Annotated in this window: 18 protein-coding genes; 6 read left to right on the forward strand and 12 right to left on the reverse strand. The window is 53.3% G+C overall.

From position 1 onward, the window contains the following. The first annotated feature begins 1 nt into the window (after window position 1). The 5 genes from N7387_RS02850 to yacG all read left to right on the forward strand — a co-directional run bounded on the left by N7387_RS02850 (window position 2) and on the right by yacG (window position 4,475). Complete coding sequence (locus tag N7387_RS02850; protein WP_279796696.1) at window positions 2–1,522, forward strand: ATPase, T2SS/T4P/T4SS family; 1,521 nt, start codon at window positions 2–4, stop codon at window positions 1,520–1,522. Window positions 1,523–1,548: 26 nt separating this feature from the next. Next, a complete protein-coding gene (locus tag N7387_RS02855; RefSeq protein WP_279796698.1) occupies window positions 1,549–2,748 on the forward strand; it encodes a type II secretion system F family protein in 1,200 nt (399 codons plus the stop codon). Between the two features lie 139 nt (window positions 2,749–2,887). Further along, complete coding sequence (gene coaE / locus N7387_RS02860; RefSeq protein ID WP_279796700.1) at window positions 2,888–3,505, forward strand: dephospho-CoA kinase; 618 nt, start codon at window positions 2,888–2,890, stop codon at window positions 3,503–3,505. Beyond that, entirely contained in the window at window positions 3,502–4,254 is a 753-nt protein-coding gene (gene zapD / locus N7387_RS02865) for a cell division protein ZapD (RefSeq protein ID WP_279796703.1), read from the forward strand. The genes coaE and zapD overlap by 4 nt, the downstream gene beginning before the upstream one ends. A 14-nt stretch (window positions 4,255–4,268) precedes the next feature. Continuing rightward, on the forward strand, window positions 4,269–4,475 hold the full coding sequence (gene yacG, locus N7387_RS02870; RefSeq protein ID WP_025152788.1) for a DNA gyrase inhibitor YacG: 207 nt from the start codon (window positions 4,269–4,271) through the stop codon (window positions 4,473–4,475). 50 nt (window positions 4,476–4,525) lie between these two features. Here yacG and mutT read toward each other — a convergent pair whose 3' ends face one another. The 3 genes from mutT to secM form a co-directional block, all read right to left on the reverse strand. Continuing rightward, on the reverse strand, window positions 4,526–4,918 hold the full coding sequence (gene mutT / locus N7387_RS02875; RefSeq protein WP_046894615.1) for an 8-oxo-dGTP diphosphatase MutT: 393 nt from the start codon (window positions 4,916–4,918) through the stop codon (window positions 4,526–4,528). Between the two features lie 76 nt (window positions 4,919–4,994). Beyond that, on the reverse strand, window positions 4,995–7,706 hold the full coding sequence (gene secA, locus N7387_RS02880) for a preprotein translocase subunit SecA (protein WP_279796706.1): 2,712 nt from the start codon (window positions 7,704–7,706) through the stop codon (window positions 4,995–4,997). Between the two features lie 71 nt (window positions 7,707–7,777). Further along, on the reverse strand, window positions 7,778–8,338 hold the full coding sequence (secM, locus tag N7387_RS02885) for a secA translation cis-regulator SecM (protein ID WP_347815225.1): 561 nt from the start codon (window positions 8,336–8,338) through the stop codon (window positions 7,778–7,780). Between secM and N7387_RS02890 the strand changes: the two genes are divergently transcribed. Next, window positions 8,324–8,848, forward strand: coding sequence for a DciA family protein (locus tag N7387_RS02890; RefSeq protein ID WP_279796708.1), 525 nt, complete (start codon window positions 8,324–8,326; stop codon window positions 8,846–8,848). The two genes, secM and N7387_RS02890, sit on opposite strands and share 15 nt — an antisense overlap. A 78-nt stretch (window positions 8,849–8,926) precedes the next feature. Here the strand turns inward: N7387_RS02890 and lpxC are convergent, their stop codons facing one another. The 9 genes from lpxC to murD form a co-directional block, all read right to left on the reverse strand. Further along, window positions 8,927–9,844: a UDP-3-O-acyl-N-acetylglucosamine deacetylase gene (gene lpxC / locus N7387_RS02895; RefSeq protein ID WP_025152783.1), complete on the reverse strand. Its 918-nt coding sequence runs from the start codon at window positions 9,842–9,844 to the stop codon at window positions 8,927–8,929. Window positions 9,845–9,942: 98 nt separating this feature from the next. Continuing rightward, the gene (gene ftsZ, locus N7387_RS02900; protein ID WP_025152782.1) at window positions 9,943–11,100 is read right to left on the reverse strand and encodes a cell division protein FtsZ; all 1,158 of its coding nucleotides are present in this window, start codon (window positions 11,098–11,100) and stop codon (window positions 9,943–9,945) included. 67 nt (window positions 11,101–11,167) lie between these two features. Further along, on the reverse strand, window positions 11,168–12,424 hold the full coding sequence (ftsA, locus tag N7387_RS02905) for a cell division protein FtsA (RefSeq protein ID WP_025152781.1): 1,257 nt from the start codon (window positions 12,422–12,424) through the stop codon (window positions 11,168–11,170). A gap of 34 nt (window positions 12,425–12,458) precedes the next feature. Next, a complete protein-coding gene (ftsQ, locus tag N7387_RS02910; RefSeq protein WP_262882190.1) occupies window positions 12,459–13,262 on the reverse strand; it encodes a cell division protein FtsQ in 804 nt (267 codons plus the stop codon). Window position 13,263: 1 nt separating this feature from the next. Beyond that, window positions 13,264–14,181, reverse strand: coding sequence for a D-alanine--D-alanine ligase (locus N7387_RS02915; RefSeq protein WP_279796713.1), 918 nt, complete (start codon window positions 14,179–14,181; stop codon window positions 13,264–13,266). 2 nt (window positions 14,182–14,183) lie between these two features. Further along, a complete protein-coding gene (gene murC / locus N7387_RS02920) occupies window positions 14,184–15,650 on the reverse strand; it encodes a UDP-N-acetylmuramate--L-alanine ligase (RefSeq protein ID WP_262863995.1) in 1,467 nt (488 codons plus the stop codon). Window positions 15,651–15,675: 25 nt separating this feature from the next. After that, window positions 15,676–16,749, reverse strand: a complete 1,074-nt coding sequence (murG, locus tag N7387_RS02925) for an undecaprenyldiphospho-muramoylpentapeptide beta-N-acetylglucosaminyltransferase (protein WP_279796716.1) — start codon at window positions 16,747–16,749, stop codon at window positions 15,676–15,678. Beyond that, a complete protein-coding gene (gene ftsW / locus N7387_RS02930; protein ID WP_262861438.1) occupies window positions 16,746–17,939 on the reverse strand; it encodes a cell division protein FtsW in 1,194 nt (397 codons plus the stop codon). The genes murG and ftsW overlap by 4 nt, the downstream gene beginning before the upstream one ends. Further along, window positions 17,936–19,252 carry a UDP-N-acetylmuramoyl-L-alanine--D-glutamate ligase gene (gene murD, locus N7387_RS02935; RefSeq protein WP_279796719.1) on the reverse strand — a complete coding sequence of 439 codons (1,317 nt, stop codon included), beginning with the start codon at window positions 19,250–19,252 and terminating at the stop codon, window positions 17,936–17,938. Before murD ends, ftsW begins: the two co-directional genes overlap by 4 nt.

Consider the following 19,252-nt stretch of genomic DNA (forward strand, 5'->3'; position numbering starts at 1 on the left):
TATGCAAACAGGCACACTGTCTCCTGTTACCCGCTCCGGCGGGGAAGAACAACTTCTGCTGGCTGAAGTTCATGCACTGTGTGAACGCAATGAACTGATGCTGATTGACTATAATCCGGATGCCGTCAGAGTTGCTGCCGCACAACAGCCGCGCAGGGATGTTGTGTCCGCTATCCGGTTTCTGGCCGGTAAACGGGTTGATATTGAATTGTGGCACCGCGAAAAACTGGCCTACTGCCGCCGCAATACCGCGCTGCCCGAGCCGGTACTGTTCCCCGGTATCACTGCCGGAGCACAGACACCGGTCTCTGCCGGGGCCGGTAACAGCGTCGCAGCCGCAGATTCACCATTGCCGCCTGCCCCGCCTCCGGTACAGGATTCCCGGCAACCGCCGGACACGGATACCTGGCCGGCAGAACAGCAATCAGCGGCAGTCCGGTTTGTTAACCAGCTGATTGCCGGGGCTATCATTAAACGGGCATCCGACCTTCACATCGAACCGGCACAGCAGGGCTACCGGATCCGTGCCAGAATCGACGGACAACTGCATACGCTGAACTCCCCGCCGCCGGAAATCAGCGGGGAGATCATTATCCGTATCAAAATTATTGCCGGTCTCGATATTGCCGAAAAACGGTTACCCCAGGATGGGCAGTTTGAATGGCTGGAAAATAACACCCGCTATGCTGTCCGCGTTGCCACATTGCCGACCATTTACGGTGAAAAAGTGGTACTGCGCCTGCTGAGCACCACACAGAACCTGGCGCTGGAAAAATCAGGACTGACAACCCCGCAACTGGAAACACTGCATACCGGGCTCAGCAGTGCCACCGGTATCATTTTACTGACCGGCCCCACCGGCAGCGGCAAAACCGCCACACTCTACGGTTGCCTGCAGTATCTGAATCAGAATAACCAGAATATCTGCAGTGTTGAGGACCCGGTCGAAATTCCGCTGCGGGGGATCACTCAGACTCAGATAAACCCGAAGATTGAACTGGGCTTTGCCGCCATCCTCCGTGCCCTGCTTCGCCAGGATCCGGATGTCATTATGGTGGGAGAGATCCGGGATAAAGCCACGGCGGAAATGGCTGTCAAAGCGGCGCATACCGGGCATCTGGTGCTGTCCACCCTGCATACCAATTCTGCGGAAGATACGTTCTCACGGCTGCGGCAGCTGGGTATTGATGAGTATTTCATGAAAACCTGTATCAAACTGATTATTGCACAACGTCTGGTCCGCATGCTGTGCCCGCATTGTAAAACACAAAAACAGGAAACGGAGACCGTCATACTGAGCGGCGGAAAAACACATCACTTCACCCCGTGGCAGGCAAACGGCTGTGATCACTGTTTTTCCGGCTATTACGGCCGTACAGCCTGTTTTGCATTTCTGACACCGCAGCATGCGCCGTCATCCGCTGCCGGTGAGTTACCCGGCTCACTGTTTGACGCCGGCGTCAGACTGGCAGAAACCGGCGTAACCACCCTCAGTGAGATTTACCATATGCAGGATATTTAATATCCGCCGACAACAGGAGTGATGCCATGCAATTTTACCGGCTGTATGACTGGTCCGGCCTGACATCTGCCGGCAGCGTGGTGACCGGAACGGTTATTTCGTCATCAGAGAATAATGCTGTCAATCAGCTGATTTCGCAGAGCATCACACCTGTTTCCCTCTGCTGCCGCAAACGGCTGACCTGTTCGCGGAAAGAAAAGCAGTATCTGCTGCATTTTACCCGGCAACTGACAACCTTACTGACATCAGGATTACCGTTACTGAAAGCCCTCTCGCTGCTGGCCGGCGAATGCCGTCATCTGCTCTGGGAAGAAGTGATCCGCGCGCTTATCAGGCAACTGCAACAAGGGAAAACCCTCACACAGGGAATAACGGCGTATCCCGGCTTATTTGATTCCTTTTACTGTCAGATGATTACCGTCGGGGAGGAAACCGGTAAATTACCGGAGTGTCTGCACACTATTTCACAGCATATCCAGAGCAACCGTGATCACCGGGCCACATTAATCAAATCCGTGCGTTATCCCGCCGCACTATTCATTGTCAGCTCACTGATGGTCACATTAATGTTTCTGTTTGTAATTCCTGAATTCGCAAAAATATATGCATCATTTGATGCAGAACTCCCGGTACTGACCCGGCAATTGATCCGAATTTCCGGCATTATTGCCGGTGACACAATGCCGGCATTGAGTCTGATGACAATAATTATATTTATTTATCATATATTTCGCCGGAAATACCCCAATGTTAAAAAAACAGAATCAGCCTGTATTCTGCGTATTCCGTTTATCGGTAATATTATTATCTGTCATCATGTCTCTCATATTTTTCAGATGCTGGCAATGACACAGCAATCGGGTATTACACTCATTTCAGGTATTAATACACTTATTATGACAACCACGCATCCATTATATAAAGCATCACTCATCGCAATACGTGAAGAGTTGCTTAACGGAAAATCATTCAGTCAGTCAATTAAAAAATCCGGGATATTCCCTGCGCTTTGCCATGAACTGGTTGCCACCGGTGAAGCCAGCGGACAATTCGGGTATATTTTTCCTTATATTGCAGAATGGTTTAAATCTCTCGCCTTAAACCAAATTCAGGCATTTTTTAAAATACTGCAACCACTGCTGTTTATTCTTCCGGCAATTCTCATTGCTGTTTTATTAATTGCAATGTATTTACCTTTATTCCGGCTCGGTGAAGTTTTAGTCTGATAAACTATTCATAATTTAAAAAACAGGATTAAAAAATTCAAACCTGTGAAATATCTCTGTATTAATCGCTTATTTGTCATAGGCGAAATTAATTTCATCAGGTACAATTTACCCGTTGTTTCAATCAGGACAAGATACAATGGCTTATATTGTTGCGTTAACCGGCGGGATCGGCAGCGGAAAAAGCACTGTTGCGGATATGTTTGCCCGTCTCGGGGTTCCTGTGACAGATGCGGATATTATTGCCCGTCAGGTGGTGGAACCGGGAACACCGGCGTTGCAGACTATTACTGATCATTTTGGCCAGCAGATTCTGTCTGCAGACGGCACCCTGAACAGAGCAGCACTGCGCCGGAAAATCTTTGCAGACCCGGCAGAAAAAACATGGCTCAATCAGTTACTGCATCCGCTTATCCATCAGGAAACCCAACGTCAGCTGAATAATGTCACCGCCCCTTATGCCCTCTGGGTGGTTCCTCTGCTGGTTGAAAATAACCTTGCTTCCCTTGCGGATCGCGTGCTGGTTGTGGATATCCATCCGCATGAGCAGATAGCCCGGACCATGCGCCGTGACGGTGTTTCCGCAGAGCATGCCGAAAATATTCTGCGGGCGCAGGCATCCCGTGAACAACGCATGGCCGTTGCCGATGATATCCTGACAAATCATGATAACGATGAGCCGCTGATGCCCCGCGTCCTTGCACTGCACGAACTTTATACAGCACTGGCCCGTCAGCCAGAACAGGAACACCCATGAGCGAAATCCGTCAGTCAGTTATTTTTGAACACCCTTTAAACGAACGAACCCGTTCATGGCTGCGTATTGAAACATCACTTCAGCAAATGAGCACGCTGTCACCACTGGATTCTCTGCCGTCAAGCCTGGCGTTTTTCCGGGCTGTCGCAGAGTTTATTGAAGTGACTGATCGCGGTGAAGTCCGTTCGGAAATTTTAAAAGAGCTGGAAAAACAGCAAAAGAAACTGGCCATGTGGGCAGAAGCGCCTAATGCTGACCAGGCGCTGATCCGTGGTTTTTCTGACGAACTGAAACAAAAATCGGCGGCACTGAGCAAAGCCCCCCGTATCGCCCAGCACCTGAAAGAAGATAAAATTATCAGCATTGTCCGCCAGCGGCTGAGTATTCCGGGCGGCTGCTGCGGCTTTGACCTGCCCTACCTTCATCTGTGGCTGAACCTGCCGCAAAGTGTCCGTGATACCACGCAGGCTGCCTGGATTGACGGTTTACAACCACTGCATAATGCGCTGAGCAGCCTGCTGACGCTGCTGCGTCAGTCCGCACCGTTTGTTGCCGCTGAAAGCCACAACGGTTTTTATCAGGATAACGCAGAAGGTGCCGACTTACTGCGTCTGCGCCTGCCGGTTAATTTTCAGATTTACCCGCAGGTCTCCGGTCATAAAACACGTTTTGCCATACGCTTCCTGCATACTGACAGCGAACACGGTATAATACCGGCTACTTTACCGTTTGAAATTGCCTGTTGCTGACAGGGGAGGATGTTATGTCAGAAGCTATTATCGTTAACTGTCCGAATTGCAAAAAAGAGGTTATCTGGGGACCGGAAAGCCCGTACCGCCCGTTTTGCAGCAAACGTTGTCAGTTGATTGATCTCGGGGAATGGGCGGCGGAAGAAAAACGGATTGCCAGCCAGAGTGACCTTTCTGACAGTGAAGCCTGGAGTGAACCGGAAGACAGTTCACCGTACTGATTAACCCGGCGGCGGCTGAACAAAACAGCCGCCGTCCGTATATCTGAACCTTATTCCGTCAGCAGTGCCACAATCCCCCGGTTGACCGGCGGGAACTCCTCAGCAATCAGGGCGGTTTGTTTTACCCAGCGGGATGGCTGACCTTCGCGGCCATACGGCGCATTCTGCCACTCTTCCACCAGGAAGAAATAGATGGTGATCAGGCGATCCGGAAATTCATGTTCTGCCGTCTGCAACAGTTCGCCGGGAACCGCCACAATACCCAGTTCTTCTTCCAGCTCCCGTACCAGCGCCTGTTCCGGTGACTCTCCGGCTTCCAGCTTTCCGCCGGGAAACTCCCAGTAACCACCCATATGGGATTCAGCCGGACGCTGAGCAATAAAAATATCGCCTTCTGCATTACGGATAACGCCGGCGGCAATACGTAAGTGTTTTTTTTCCATCATCTTGTGTCCGTTTTATTTACAGAAGAAAGGCGGGTTTCCCCGCCTTTTTATGCTAATCGTCTGTCAGGACTGATTATTTCAGTGCACCGTGGCACTGCTTGTATTTCTTACCGGAACCGCAAGGGCACGGATCGTTACGGCCGACTTTGCGGACACCGGATGCCATTTCAGCTTCTGTTTTGGTCATCAGCGCGGTATTGTCATTTTCATGGCTGAGCTGCTGGCGCTGCGCCAGACGTTCAGCTTCCTCACGACGGCGCTGTTCCAGCGCTTCCACTTCTTCCGGCATGCGAACCTGAACTTTGGAAATGGTGCTGACCACTTCATATTTCAGACCTTCCAGCATGTTAGCAAACATGGAGAAAGATTCACGCTTGTATTCCTGCTTCGGATCTTTCTGTGCATAACCGCGCAGATGGATCCCCTGGCGCAGGTAATCCATTGCCGCCAGATGCTCTTTCCACAGCGTATCAAGCGTCTGCAGCATCACGCCTTTCTCGAAGTGACGCATCATTTCAGCGCCGACAACCTCTTCTTTGGCTTTGTACACCTCGACCGCTTTCTCCAGGATGCGCTCACGCAGGGTTTCTTCGTGCAGCTCAGGCTCTTTATCCAGCCACTCTTTGATTGGCAGATGTAAGTCGAAATCCTGTTCCAGACGTTTTTCCAGCCCCGGGATATCCCACATTTCTTCCAGAGACTGCGGCGGAATGTATGCATCGATAACCGTTGTGAAGACATCACCACGGATACTGTCGATGGTTTCGCTGATATCGCCGTTATCCAGCAGATCATTACGCTGGGTATAGATAGCACGGCGCTGGTCGTTTGCCACATCATCATATTCCAGCAGCTGTTTACGGATATCAAAGTTGCGGCTTTCCACTTTGCGCTGTGCGTTGGCAATCGCTTTGGTTACCCACGGATGCTCAATCGCCTCACCTTCTTTCATACCCAGTTTACGCATCATGCCGGTAACACGGTCAGAGGCAAAAATACGCATCAGCGCATCTTCCATAGACAGGTAGAAGCGGGAAGAACCGGCATCCCCCTGACGGCCTGAACGACCACGTAACTGGTTATCGATACGGCGGGATTCATGACGCTCAGTACCGATGATATGCAGGCCGCCTGCTGCCAGAACGGCATCGTGACGCTCCTGCCATGCCGCTTTCGCTGCGGCGATATTCTCTTCTGTCGGCTCATCCAGCGCAGCCAGATCAGCCTGTAAGCTGCCGCCCAGCACGATATCCGTACCACGACCTGCCATGTTGGTAGCGATAGTCACATGACCGGAACGACCCGCCTGTTCAACGATATCCGCTTCCATGGCGTGGAATTTGGCGTTCAGTACGCTGTGTTCAATTTTGGCTTTTTTCAGTGCGTTGGAGATAAGCTCTGATTTCTCAATAGAAATAGTCCCCACCAGCACCGGTTGCCCGGCAGCAGTACGCTCACGGATATCTTCAATGATGGCATTGAATTTATCCGCTTCGGTCATATAAACCAGATCCGGTAAATCTTTACGGATCATCGGGCGGTTAGTCGGGATAACAATAGTATCGAGTTTATAAATTGAACTGAATTCAAACGCTTCCGTATCCGCTGTACCGGTCATCCCGGCCAGTTTGGTGTATAAACGGAAGTAGTTCTGGAAGGTGATAGAAGCCAGTGTCTGGTTTTCATTCTGGATTTCCACACCTTCTTTAGCTTCCACCGCCTGATGCAGACCATCAGACCAGCGGCGGCCCTGCATGGTACGACCGGTGTGTTCATCGACGATGATAACCTCACCTTCGCTGACGATATAATCCACATCACGGACAAACAGGGAGTGAGCACGCAGACCCGCCATAACGTGGTGCATCAGCATGATATTGGATGGTGAGTACAGGGATTCACCCTCATTCATCAGACCCGCTTCAGACAGCAGCTCTTCCACCAGCACCAGGCCGCGCTCAGTCAGTGTGACCTGACGGGTTTTCTCATCCACCGAGAAGTGACCTTCGCCTTTGAAGGTGTCGGAATCTTCTTTTTCCTGACGAACCAGGCGCGGGATCAGTTTATCCACTTTCATGTACAGCTCAGAGCTGTCTTCTGCCGGACCGGAGATAATCAGCGGGGTACGGGCTTCATCGATTAAGATGGAGTCAACCTCATCCACCAGCGCGTAGTGCAGTTTACGCTGAACACGCTCTTCCGGGCTGAACGCCATGTTGTCACGCAGATAGTCAAAACCGTATTCGTTGTTAGTACCGTAAGTGATATCCGCGGCATACGCTTCGCGTTTGGCCGGTGCAGGCATACCCGGCAGGTTGATACCGACGGTCAGTCCGAGGAATTCAAACAGCGGGCGGTTGTTTTCGGCGTCACGCTGGGCGAGGTAGTCGTTCACTGTTACCACGTGAACCCCTTTACCGGACAAGGCGTTGAGGTAAGCAGGCAGTGTCGCGGTCAGCGTTTTACCTTCACCGGTACGCATTTCAGCGATGCAGCGTTCGTTCAGCACCATGCCGCCGATCAGCTGGACATCAAAGTGACGCATACCAAATACACGCTTACTCGCCTCACGTACCGTGGCAAATGCTTCCGGCAGGATATCCTGCTCGGATTCACCTTTGGCCAGGCGATCACGGAATTCCTGTGTTTTGGCTTTTAATTCATCATCACTGAGTTTTTCGAACTCAGGTTCCATCCGGTTGATAGCTTCCACGGATTTGCGCAGGCGGCGTAAAGTACGGTCATTCCGGCTGCCGAAGATTTTGGTCAGTAATTTTACCAGCATAATAGACGTCTCTGTTCAGGCACAATCAGGCCTTGTTAATAATCGAATGTGTTAATAATGTCGTTGAGGGACTACGCTGATTGTACGGGACCGGCACGGATGCCGCCGGTGCGGGCAATCCACTGAACCGAAAAAGACGGGGACGGGTTATCTGCGGCAATGCGCTGCGGCATGACAGCCGGATGATAAACAGGCAGTGCCGGGGAGTCGGTCAGAATGGCATACAGTGCCGCCAGCATATTTTGCGCGGCGCCATCATGCCGGTCTTCTGCCGGGGTATTATCTTTTGAGGCATCTTCCGGACAGGAAAACGCAAAGGAAATCTGGCGGATAACATTACGGACAGCGTGCTGCTGCCAGTAATTGATGCTCTGTGAGGTTCTCGCCGGCTGGCTGCTTTGCAGGAACAGGCTGTCAAAGGCGGATAATGCCTGACTCTGGCGGTTTTGTGTTGTCCCGGCACCGGCTGTGGTAACATCACCATTACTCAGGACTGCAGGCAGGCCAAAACCGGTCGCCACAATCCCGATAAAGAGATGGCACCAGAAATAACGCCTGCCAAATTGCCGCCAAAGATTTAAAATAGTGTTTCCCTCACGAGATCCGGAGTATATGTGATGCGCGACAGTCAGCCAGTTTCCCTTGAAAGCCTGCTGGAAAGCGGGACTAAGGATAATAATACCCTTAAAAGTATTCAGCAGCGTGCTGTCGTGTTACTTAAACTCAACCGCGCCGTTCTGGCGCTGCTGCCCGCGATGCTCAAACCACATTGCCGCGTGGCTAATTATCGCAAACAACTGTTAATTCTGGAAGTCTCTAACGCCGCGCAGATGACCCGGCTGCGTTACGAACTTCCAGCGCTGCGTTCTGCACTGCGCCGGGAGATTTTACCATCATTATCGGCTATCGACATCAAAATCAATCCGTCATTGATGAAATCATCGTCAACCGGGTTACCGGGTGATGATAAAAGCAGCAATTCAGTGTTCAAAGGGCAAAAGACAACGGGGCTGGGACGGAAACTGAGTGCGGAAAGTGCCGGTTCACTGAGGGCGCTGGCGCAGAGAAGCCCGGAGAAACTGAGGAAGAAACTGGAGAAATTGGCTGCACTGGCCGGAGAGAGTACCAGTGCAGCAGATTAAGCAGACGGTTATTTGGCAAATAACGTCAGTGACAGGAGTGTCAGGGTCAGGGCAACAAGCTGTGGTGCCATGACCTGATTACGCCAGTACGGTTGACGGTGCACGGAATGCAACCGGCATCTGTGCTTCGTTCTCGAATGTCACGAGTTCCCAGGCGCTCTCTTTAGCCAGAACAGCCTGAAGTAACTTGTTATTCAGTGCATGACCGGATTTAAATGCGGTAAAGGCACCAATGATGTTGTGCCCGCACATAAACAGGTCACCGATAGCATCCAGCATTTTGTGACGGACAAATTCGTCTTCAAAACGCAGGCCGTCTTCATTCAGCACGCGGTAATCATCCACCACGATGGCGCAGTCAAAACTTCCGCCTAAACATAAACCTTTGGACTGGAGATATTCAATATCACGCATGAACCCGAAGGTACGTGCGCGGCTGATATCCCGGACAAAGTTTTCCGCAGAGAAGTTCATCGCGTAGCGCTGAGTGCTGGAATCGATCGCCGGATGGTTGAAATCGATAGTGAAATCCAGGCTGAAACCGTTAAACGGAGAGAGTTCAGCCCACTTATCACCATCTTCAACACGGACGGTCTCTTTCAGACGCAGGAATTTCTTCGCGCTGTTCAGTTCTTCAATACCGGCATCCAGTAACAGGAAGACGAACGGGCTTGCGCTGCCATCCATAATCGGAATTTCAGCGGCATCGACTTCGATAACCAGGTTATCAATGCCGAGTCCGGCCAGTGCGGCGTTTAAATGCTCAACCGTGGAAATACGTACGTTGTCTTCATTTACCAGACAAGTACATAACATCGTATCACGCACGGATTTCGCATCTGCCGGAAAATCGACAGGCGGATTAAGATCAGTACGGCGATAGATGATCCCGGTATTGGCCGGTGCCGGACGCATTGTCAGCGTAACTTTTTTACCGGTGTGTAAACCTACACCCGTAGCCTGAACAATACGCTTTAATGTTCTTTGTTTGATCATCGTGTCTGTCTCGTTTGATTAACTGTCTCCCTGCCATTATAAACTAATGACAAGGGAGATAGTTTAGCACAAAAAGCGGAGATGCAAATCTTTTCGGTTTAGTCAGCCTGTTTGCGTAAGAAAGCCGGGATATCTAAATAGTCCGGTTCTTTATTGCTCTGCGCTGACGAATCGTTGACAACCTGTGCCACTGATTTGCTGTCATCCATACTGGTCATGCTGTTTTGCATTTGTGCATAACGATGTTCCATGTTGTTGGTCTGCACCGCTTTATTGGTTACCAGCGTGATTTCAGGACGTTTGTCCATGCCGATACCGGTCGCGACCACAGTCACACGCAGTTCATCGTTCATTTCAGGGTCTAAAGACGTACCGATAACCACGGTCGCATTATCCGATGCAAATGCACGGATAGTGTTACCCACGGTTTCGAACTCATCCAGACGCAGGTCAAAGCCCGCCGTGATGTTAACCAGCACACCACGGGCACCGGACAGGTCGATATCTTCCAGCAGCGGGCTGGAAATCGCCATTTCGGCGGCTTCTTCCGCACGGTCTTCGCCGCGTGCGGCGCCGGAACCCATCATGGCGTAACCCATTTCTGACATCACGGTACGGACGTCCGCGAAGTCAACGTTCATCAGGCCCGGACGGGTGATCAGTTCTGCGATACCCTGAACCGCGCCGCGTAACACATCGTTAGCCGCACCGAAGGCATCCAGCAGTGAGATCCCGCGGCCTAATACTTTCAGCAGCTTGTCATTCGGGATGGTGATCAGTGAGTCAACATGCTTGGATAACTCCGTAATCCCCTGCTCGGCGAATGCCATGCGTTTTTTGCCTTCAAAGTTGAACGGCTTGGTCACCACAGCAACGGTCAGAATGCCCAGCTCTTTGGCAACTTCAGCAACAACAGGTGCCGCACCGGTCCCGGTACCGCCGCCCATACCGGCTGCGATAAAGACCATGTCCGCACCGTCGAGTGCATTGCGCAGCGCTTCGCGATCTTCTTCCGCCGCGTTACGGCCCACTTCCGGGTTTGCACCCGCACCCAGGCCTTTGGTGATCCCGTTACCAATCTGAATAGTCTGGCCGACGGCGGTTTTACGAAGCGCCTGAGCGTCCGTATTCACAGCGAAGAATTCAACGCCTTCGATGCGTTCACGGACCATATGCTCAACAGCGTTACCGCCGCCCCCGCCGACGCCGATGACTTTAATCACCGCGTCGTTGGTCAATTCCATCGGTTCAAACATAATCTCTCTCCGTTTTGTGCCTTTCTTATTATGGCCCGGCGCTTATTATCGCCAGCCTTAGTACAAATTAAAATTCTTTTCTGAGCCAGCCAGTTAATTTTTTAAACCAACTGCTCACCGAGGCACGTTTTTCTGTCTCGGTATCGCCGACCAGGTGAGATTCTTTTCCGTAATGCAGCAACCCTACCGCTGTAGAGTAATACGGTTCCTGCGCATAGTCCGTTAAGCCGGTTATATTAAGCGGTTGTCCGATACGAACCTGTGTATGGAAAACACGCTGGGCGCACTCAACCAGTCCGTTAATCTGAGCCGCACCACCTGTCAGCACGATACCAGCGGCCAAATGGTGTTTGACACCCTGCTGACGTAATTGTTCCTGTACTTTCAAAATTTCGTCATTAACCAGATTGAGTAATTCGGTGTAACGCGGCTCAATCACTTCGGCTAATGTCTGGCGCTGTAAGCTGCGCGGCGGACGCCCTCCGACACTCGGCACTTCCAGGGTTTCGTCTTTGCTGACCAGAGACCCCAGCGCACAACCGTGACGGACTTTAATCGCTTCCGCATCATTCGGCGGTGTACCGAAAGCATATGCGATATCGCCGGTCACCACATTCCCGGCATACGGGATAACACGGGTGTGACGCAGTGCGCCGCCGGTGTAAATCGCCATATCCATTGTGCCGCCGCCGATATCCACCACACAGACACCCAGCTCACGCTCATCTTCTGTCAGAACCGCGAAGCTTGATGCCAGACCGGCGAAAATCAGCTGATCCACTTTCAGCCCGCAACGCTCAACGGCTTTGACAATATTCTTGGCCATGTCGTTATGACAGGTGATCAGATGCACTTTTGCCTGCATCCGCACACCGGATAATCCCACCGGGTTTTTAATGCCTTCCTGGTAATCAATGGCATATTCCTGCGGGATCACATGCAGAACACGGTGCTCGTCGCGGACACGGACAGATTTCGCCGTGTGAACCACATTCTCCACATCTTCCTGGGTCACTTCCTCTTCTGAAATCGGTACCATACCGATCTCATTCTGGCAGCTGATGTGTTTACCGGATAACGCCAGATAGACTGATGAAATCTGGCAGTCCGCCATCAGTTCCGCCTGGTCGATAGCACGCTGAACGCATTTCACCACCGACTCCAGATCATTGACGCCGCCTTTGTCCATTCCGCGTGACGGGCAGTTGCCCGCACCGATAATGTTCACCACACCGTCCGGCAGAATTTCACCAACAAGCGCAGATACTTTGGCGGTGCCTATTTCGAGGCCGACGACTAATTTTCTATCCGTTGCTTTGATCATTGTTATTCTGCCCGCCTTCTTTACCTGTTATGTCTTAATGTCCGTTTGCGAAAGGATCGATCTGCAATGGCGCCCAGCCGACCGCAGCACCACTGTCATAGCGGAGATCGACATAATCAACCCGTTTGTTCTGTTCCTGTGCCAGGGTCGGATACAGTTCGGTAAAACGCTGTAACCGCCCCCGGGTATCCAGCCGTCCGAGTTCAACCCGGATGTCATTATCCAGCACCAGCTGCCAGGCATGACGCGGTGACATGGAAGCTGATTTGATTTTCAGTCCCGCCCCGCTGAGTTGCTGCGCCATTTCACGATACCCGCTCAGAACATCCTGTTCACTGCCCTGCGCCCCGTAGAGCATCGGGAAAGAATCTTTTTCTGTCAGCTCCGCCGGCAGGCTGAAGACCCGCCCGGCGTCATCTATCATCTGTGAGTCATTCCAGCGTGCATACGGCACATACTCGACCAGATGAATTTTTAATTCGTCCGGCCACTGTTTGCGCACAGTGACCTGACGTAACCACGGGATCCGTTCCAGCTGCTGCTGCACGTCATTGACATCCAGTGTCATAAACGTGCCGGGTGTCCCGAGGGATAATACCGCTTTGCGCACATCGTCATTGGTCGTGTAATGGCGCTCACCGGTTAATACCAGTTTTGACATCGGCAGACGGTCTGCATCTTTCATCCAGTTCAGCACCATCAGACCACCCCAGACCAGCGTTCCCAGCACCATCAGGAAAAACAGCAGCCCGGCAAGGTATGTGCCGTTACTGGGACGTGAACCCTCATACTCCGGATCCGGTTCCGGTTCACGCATATTCAGTGCAGCCTGTGACATATCAGTCCGCCAGTGCCAGAACGTTCGCCACAAAAGCGGAGAAGCTCATACCAGCCTGGCGTGCCGCCTGCGGCACCAGACTGTGGTTGGTCATCCCCGGGGAGGTGTTCACTTCCAGCAGGTAGAACTGCCCGTCACTGTCAAGCATCACATCCACACGGCCCCAGCCTTCACAGCCCACGGCTTTGTAAGCGGCTTTTGCCAGCTCACGGATTTCTGTTTCGCGTGCCCCTTCGAGGCCCGGGCAGAAATATTGTGTGTCATCAGAAATATATTTGGCTTCGTAGTCGTAGAACACTGCCGCCGGCTGAATGCGGATAGACGGCAGCATCTGCTCTCCGAGGAAACCCACGGTGAATTCCGGGCCGCTCAGCCATTTTTCCACCAGCACGTCTTTGTCGTGTCTGAACGCTTCTTCCAGCGCCGGACGCAGCGCCTGCGCATTATCCACTTTGGACATCCCGACACTCGAGCCTTCCAGGCTTGGTTTGACAATCAGCGGATAACCCAGCGGTGCCACCCCCTGCTGTAATTCTTCATCACTGATGTGCGCGAAACGGGCCGCACTGATGGCAAAATACGGGGCAATCGGCAGTCCTGCGCCTGCCCACAGCTGTTTGGTACGCAGCTTATCCATAGAGAGGGCGCAGGCCATCACACCACTTCCGGTGTACGGCAGCCCCATCTGCTCCAGGCAGCCCTGCAATGTACCGTCTTCTCCGCCGCGGCCGTGCAGCGCGATAAAGACTTTGGTAAAACCGTCTTCCTTCAGACGGGTCACCGGATATTCTTTGGTATCCACCCCGAATGCATTAATACCGGCTTCTTTTAAACCGGCAAGCACCGCCGCACCTGAAGCCAGAGAGACTTCACGTTCTGCGGATGTTCCGCCCATCAGTACCGCGACTTTTTCAGTCATTCTTAATTATCCTCACTCAAAACCGGCCGTAATTTTGTGTCAGCCAATGTACGCGCTATTTTACCGATATTTCCGGCACCTTGAACCAGTATTAAATCATTATCTTCAAGAACCTGTGCCAGTACCGCTGCAATTTTGCCCGGTTCGGTGACCAGAATCGGATCCAGTTTGCCGCGCTGGCGGATTGTGCGGCACAGTGAACGGCTGTCCGCCCCCGGAATAGCCGGTTCACCGGCGGCATACACATCCAGCATCAGCAGGATATCGACCTGATCCAGCGTGTTGGCAAAATCCTCATACAGGTCGCGGGTACGGGTATAACGGTGCGGCTGAAAAACCATCACAATCCGCTTATCCGGCCAGCCTGCTCTTGCCGCCTTGATGGTCGCATCCACTTCGGTCGGATGATGGCCGTAATCGTCCACCAGCATCACACTGCCTTCTTTCTGGTTGACGTGCTCCAGCGGGAAGTTACCGAGGAAGTCAAAACGGCGTCCGGTCCCCTGGAATTCACGCAGAGAGGCCAGAATGTCTTCATCCGGAATTCCCTCTTCTGTCGCGACCGCAATCGCTGCCGTGGCATTCAGCACGTTGTGACGGCCCGGGGCATTCAGTTCCACCGTCAGATCAGGCAGATTCTCACGCTGAACCGTGAAGAAGCACTGCGAACCACGCTGTTCAAAATCTGTGATGCGGACATCCGCATCCTCATGAAAACCATACGTAATCACATAACGACCGATGCGCGGCACGATGTCACGGATCACCGCATCATCCATACATACCACCGCCAGGCCATAGAACGGCAGGTTATGCAGGAAGTTCACAAAGGTGTCTTTCAGGGTTTCAAAATCACCGTGATAAGTATCCATGTGATCCGGCTCGATATTCGTGACCACGGCGACCATCGGCTGCAGGTGCAGGAAAGAGGCATCACTTTCATCCGCTTCCGCAATCAGATAACGGCTTGAGCCGAGACGTGCATGCACACCGGCGGCTTTGACCAGCCCGCCGTTGACGAAGGTCGGATCCAGGCCGCCGCGACCGTAAATACCGGAAATCATCGCCGTGGTGGTGGTTTTGCCGTGCGTGCCGGCAATCGCCACACCGTGACGGAAGCGCATCAGTTCCGCGAGCATTTCCGCGCGGCGGATCACCGGAATACGGGCTTCACGTGCCGCCACGATTTCCGGGTTATCCGCTGAAATGGCGGTGGATACCACCACCACACTGGCGTCTGCCACGTTTTCCGGACGGTGATTGAAATAAATCGTCGCGCCCAGATTAGTCAGCTGTTTTGTTACCGCATTCGGCGCCAGATCAGACCCGCTGATCTCATAACCTTCGTTCGCCAGCACTTCCGCTATGCCGCCCATACCGGCACCGCCGATGCCGACAAAGTGGATGTGCCGGACACGTTTCATTTCCGGAATGAAGGATCGTAATTTCGCCAATTGCTGTGTATTCACTTTATTTCTTCGCTATATCAATTCGTTAGTGTTTTTTTGCTGCCGCAATAATTGCATCCGCCACCCGTTTGGTGGCATCGGTAATCGCGACACTCCGTGCTTTTTCCGCCATGGTCAGCAGGCGTGGTCTGTCCCACTCACGCAGCTGCTCTGCCACCGCCTGTGCGTTAAAGGACGGCTGTTCCATGATAACCGCCGCGCCCGCCTGTTCCAGCGGCAGCGCATTCCAGTATTGCTGGCGGTCTTTATGCTGAAACGGCACAAAAATCGCGCCCAGCCCGACCACCGCGATCTCACTGACGGTCAGCGCCCCGGAGCGGCAGATAACCACATCCGCCCAGGTATAAGCTTCAACCATGTCATCAATAAATTCTGTGACAGTCACACTGTCTGACGCATTCTGCGTGTTATACAACGCCTGTGTGCTTTCCGCACTGCCTTTTCCGGCCTGATGACGGATACAGACAGCATCCCCCATAATCCCGGCCACTTCCGGCAGGGTTTGGTTCAGGATACGCGCGCCCTGACTGCCGCCGATCACCAGAATGCGGATCGGCCCTTCACGCCCGGCAAACCGTTCTGCCGGCGACGGCAGAGTGAGGATATCCTCACGCACCGGGTTACCGACCACCGGAGCCTGCGGGAACGCGCCCGGGAATCCCTGTAATACCGTGGTGGCGATTTTCGACAGCCAGCCGTTGGTCAGCCCGGCAACACCGTTCTGCTCATGCAGGATCACCGGAATACCACAACGCCACGCCGCCACGCCGCCGGGGCCGGAGACAAATCCGCCCATACCGAGTACCGCATCCGGCTGGTAATCACGCATGATTTTTTTCGCCTGTTTTATCGCTTTCGCGATACGGAACGGCGCGGTGAGCAACGCTTTTACGCCTTTGCCGCGCAGACCGGTAATCTCAATAAAATCGATATCAATGCCGTGTTTCGGCACGAGCTGAGCTTCCATCCGGTCGCGGGTACCCAGCCAGCGGATTTCCCAGCCCTGACTCTGTAAATAGTGCGCAACCGCAAGCCCCGGAAAGACATGTCCGCCACTACCACCGGCCATCACCATCAGACGGGGGGCTTTATTACTCATCGCGCTCTCCTTGAGAATGCCTGGGCTTTCGCCAGGCGTGTTTCAAAATCAATCCGCAGCAGCAAGGCAATGGCTACGGTCATAATCACTAAACTCGAACCGCCGTAACTGATCAGCGGCAGTGTCAGCCCTTTGGTCGGCAGCATACCGGAGGCGGCACCGACGTTAACCAGGGCCTGGAAGCTGAACCAGATGCCGATGGCACAGGCCAGAAAACCGGCAAAACGCTGGTCGATCATCAGCGCACGGCGACCGATAACCATGGCACGGAAGGCGACAAAAAAGACCATCAGCAGCACCAGGATCACGCCGAAATACCCCAGTTCCTCACCGAGGATGGCAAAAATAAAGTCAGTGTGGGCTTCCGGCAGGTATTCCATTTTCTGGATGGAATTGCCCAGCCCCTGACCGAAATAATCACCGCGCCCGAAGGCCATCAGTGATTGTGTTAACTGGTAACCGCTGCCGAACGGATCTTCCCACGGATCAAGGAACGAGGTCACACGGCGCATACGGTAAGGTTCGGCGATAATCAGCAGTACCACGGCCGCGACACCGCCGCCGATAATCGCGATAAACTGCCACATTTTGGCACCGGCGAGAAAAAGCAGTGCCAGTGTGGTGACAAACAGCACCACCACGGTACCGAGGTCCGGCTGTAACAGCAGTAACACCGCCAGCACAAACATTACACCCATCGGCTTGCAGAATCCCCAGAAGTTATTTCTGACTTCATCCACCTTGCGCACCAGATAACTCGCGAGATAAACAAACAGTGCCAGTTTCGAGACTTCCGCAGGCTGAATACGCATCGGCCCGATCGCTATCCAGCGTGATGCCCCGTTGACGGAACTGCCCACGCCGAGTACCACAATCAGCCCGCCGATCGTACCAATCAGCAGTAATGTGCTGTAGCGCTGCCACATTTCCAGCGGGAAACGCATAATCACCGCAGCGATAATAAAAGCAAAAATTAAGAAGCCGCCGTCACGCTTGGCAAAATAGAATGGATCATCCGCCAGACGCTGCCCCACCGGCATGGAGGCGGAAGTCACCATCACAAAGCCAATCGCGGCCAGTCCCAGTGCAAACCACAGCAGTGTCCGGTCATACATCACGACCGTACTGAACTCGCCGTTACGCTCGCCGATCATCCAGTTTTTAAAACGCTGTGATCCGGGGAATTTCATGCCGCTAACTCCCGTGCCAGACGGGCAAACTCACGCCCGCGCTCTTCAAAATTACGGAACTGATCCAGGCTCGCACAGGCCGGTGATAACAGCACCATATCCCCCGCAGCCAGTGACGGTGCCAGCGCCCGCATGGCCTGCTCCATGGTGTCTGTCAGCAGAGAGACATCCGGACGCAGCTGCGCCAGCTGTGCGCCGTCACGCCCGAAGCAGTAAAGACGGATTTTTTCACCGCTCAGGTACGGCAGCAGCGGTGAGAAATCCGCTGATTTACCGTCACCGCCGAGCAGCAGATGCAGAAAGCCGTCCACCTGCAGGCCGTTCAGCGCCGCTTCGGTACTGCCGACGTTGGTTGCTTTGGAATCATCAATCCAGCGGATCCCGGCTGATTCGTGCACCAGCTGAAAACGGTGCGGCAGGCCGCTGTATGTGCGCAGTGCTTTCAGAGCACCTTCACGCGGGATATTGACCGCATCTGCCAGTGCCAGGGCTGCCAGGGCATTACAGTAGTTGTGCTGACCGTGCAGGATCATCTCATTGCAGCTGATAATTTTCCCGCCGCAGAAACAGAGTGACTGCTCATCGGTATCCAGCCAGTAATCCCCGGTTTCGACGCCGAAGCTGACATATTCAGACCGGTCACAATCACAGCCCGGCTGAGTCAGTGCATCTTCCGCGTTATACACACAAACGGCTGCGTCGTGATAAACACGCAGTTTTGCCGCACGGTACTGTTCCAGACCCTGCGGATAGCGATCCATATGATCTTCCGTGACATTCAGAACCGTGGCGGCTGCCGCTTTCAGGCTGAACGTGGTTTCCAGCTGAAAACTGGATAACTCAAGCACACAGAGATCGTAATCGTCTTTCAGCAGTTCCAGTGCCGGCAGGCCGATATTACCGCCGACACCGGTACGCAGACCGGCACAGCGTCCCATTTCCCCCACCAGGGAGGTTACGGTGCTTTTGCCGTTTGAGCCGGTGATCGCCACCACAGGCACTGTCACTTCGCGGGCAAATAATTCGATATCGCCGATAATTTCCGCACCGGCCTGTGCCGCTGCCTGCAGTTGCGGGGTACTGACCGCCACTCCCGGACTGGCGATAATCAGGTCGGCATCCAGCAGCCACTGCGCTTCAAAACCACCGCAATGATACTGAACGCTGTCCGGCAGCTTATCGATGCCGGGCGGGGAGGTGCGGGTATCCATCACTTTCGGCGTGACGCCGCGCGACAGAAAAAAGTCCACACAGGAAAGCCCGGTTAAACCGAGCCCGACAATCACAATGTCTTTCCCCTGATAATTCGTCAT

Source organism: Morganella sp. GD04133, from assembly GCF_029835375.1.
Classification (GTDB): Bacteria; Pseudomonadota; Gammaproteobacteria; order Enterobacterales; family Enterobacteriaceae; genus Morganella; species Morganella morganii_B.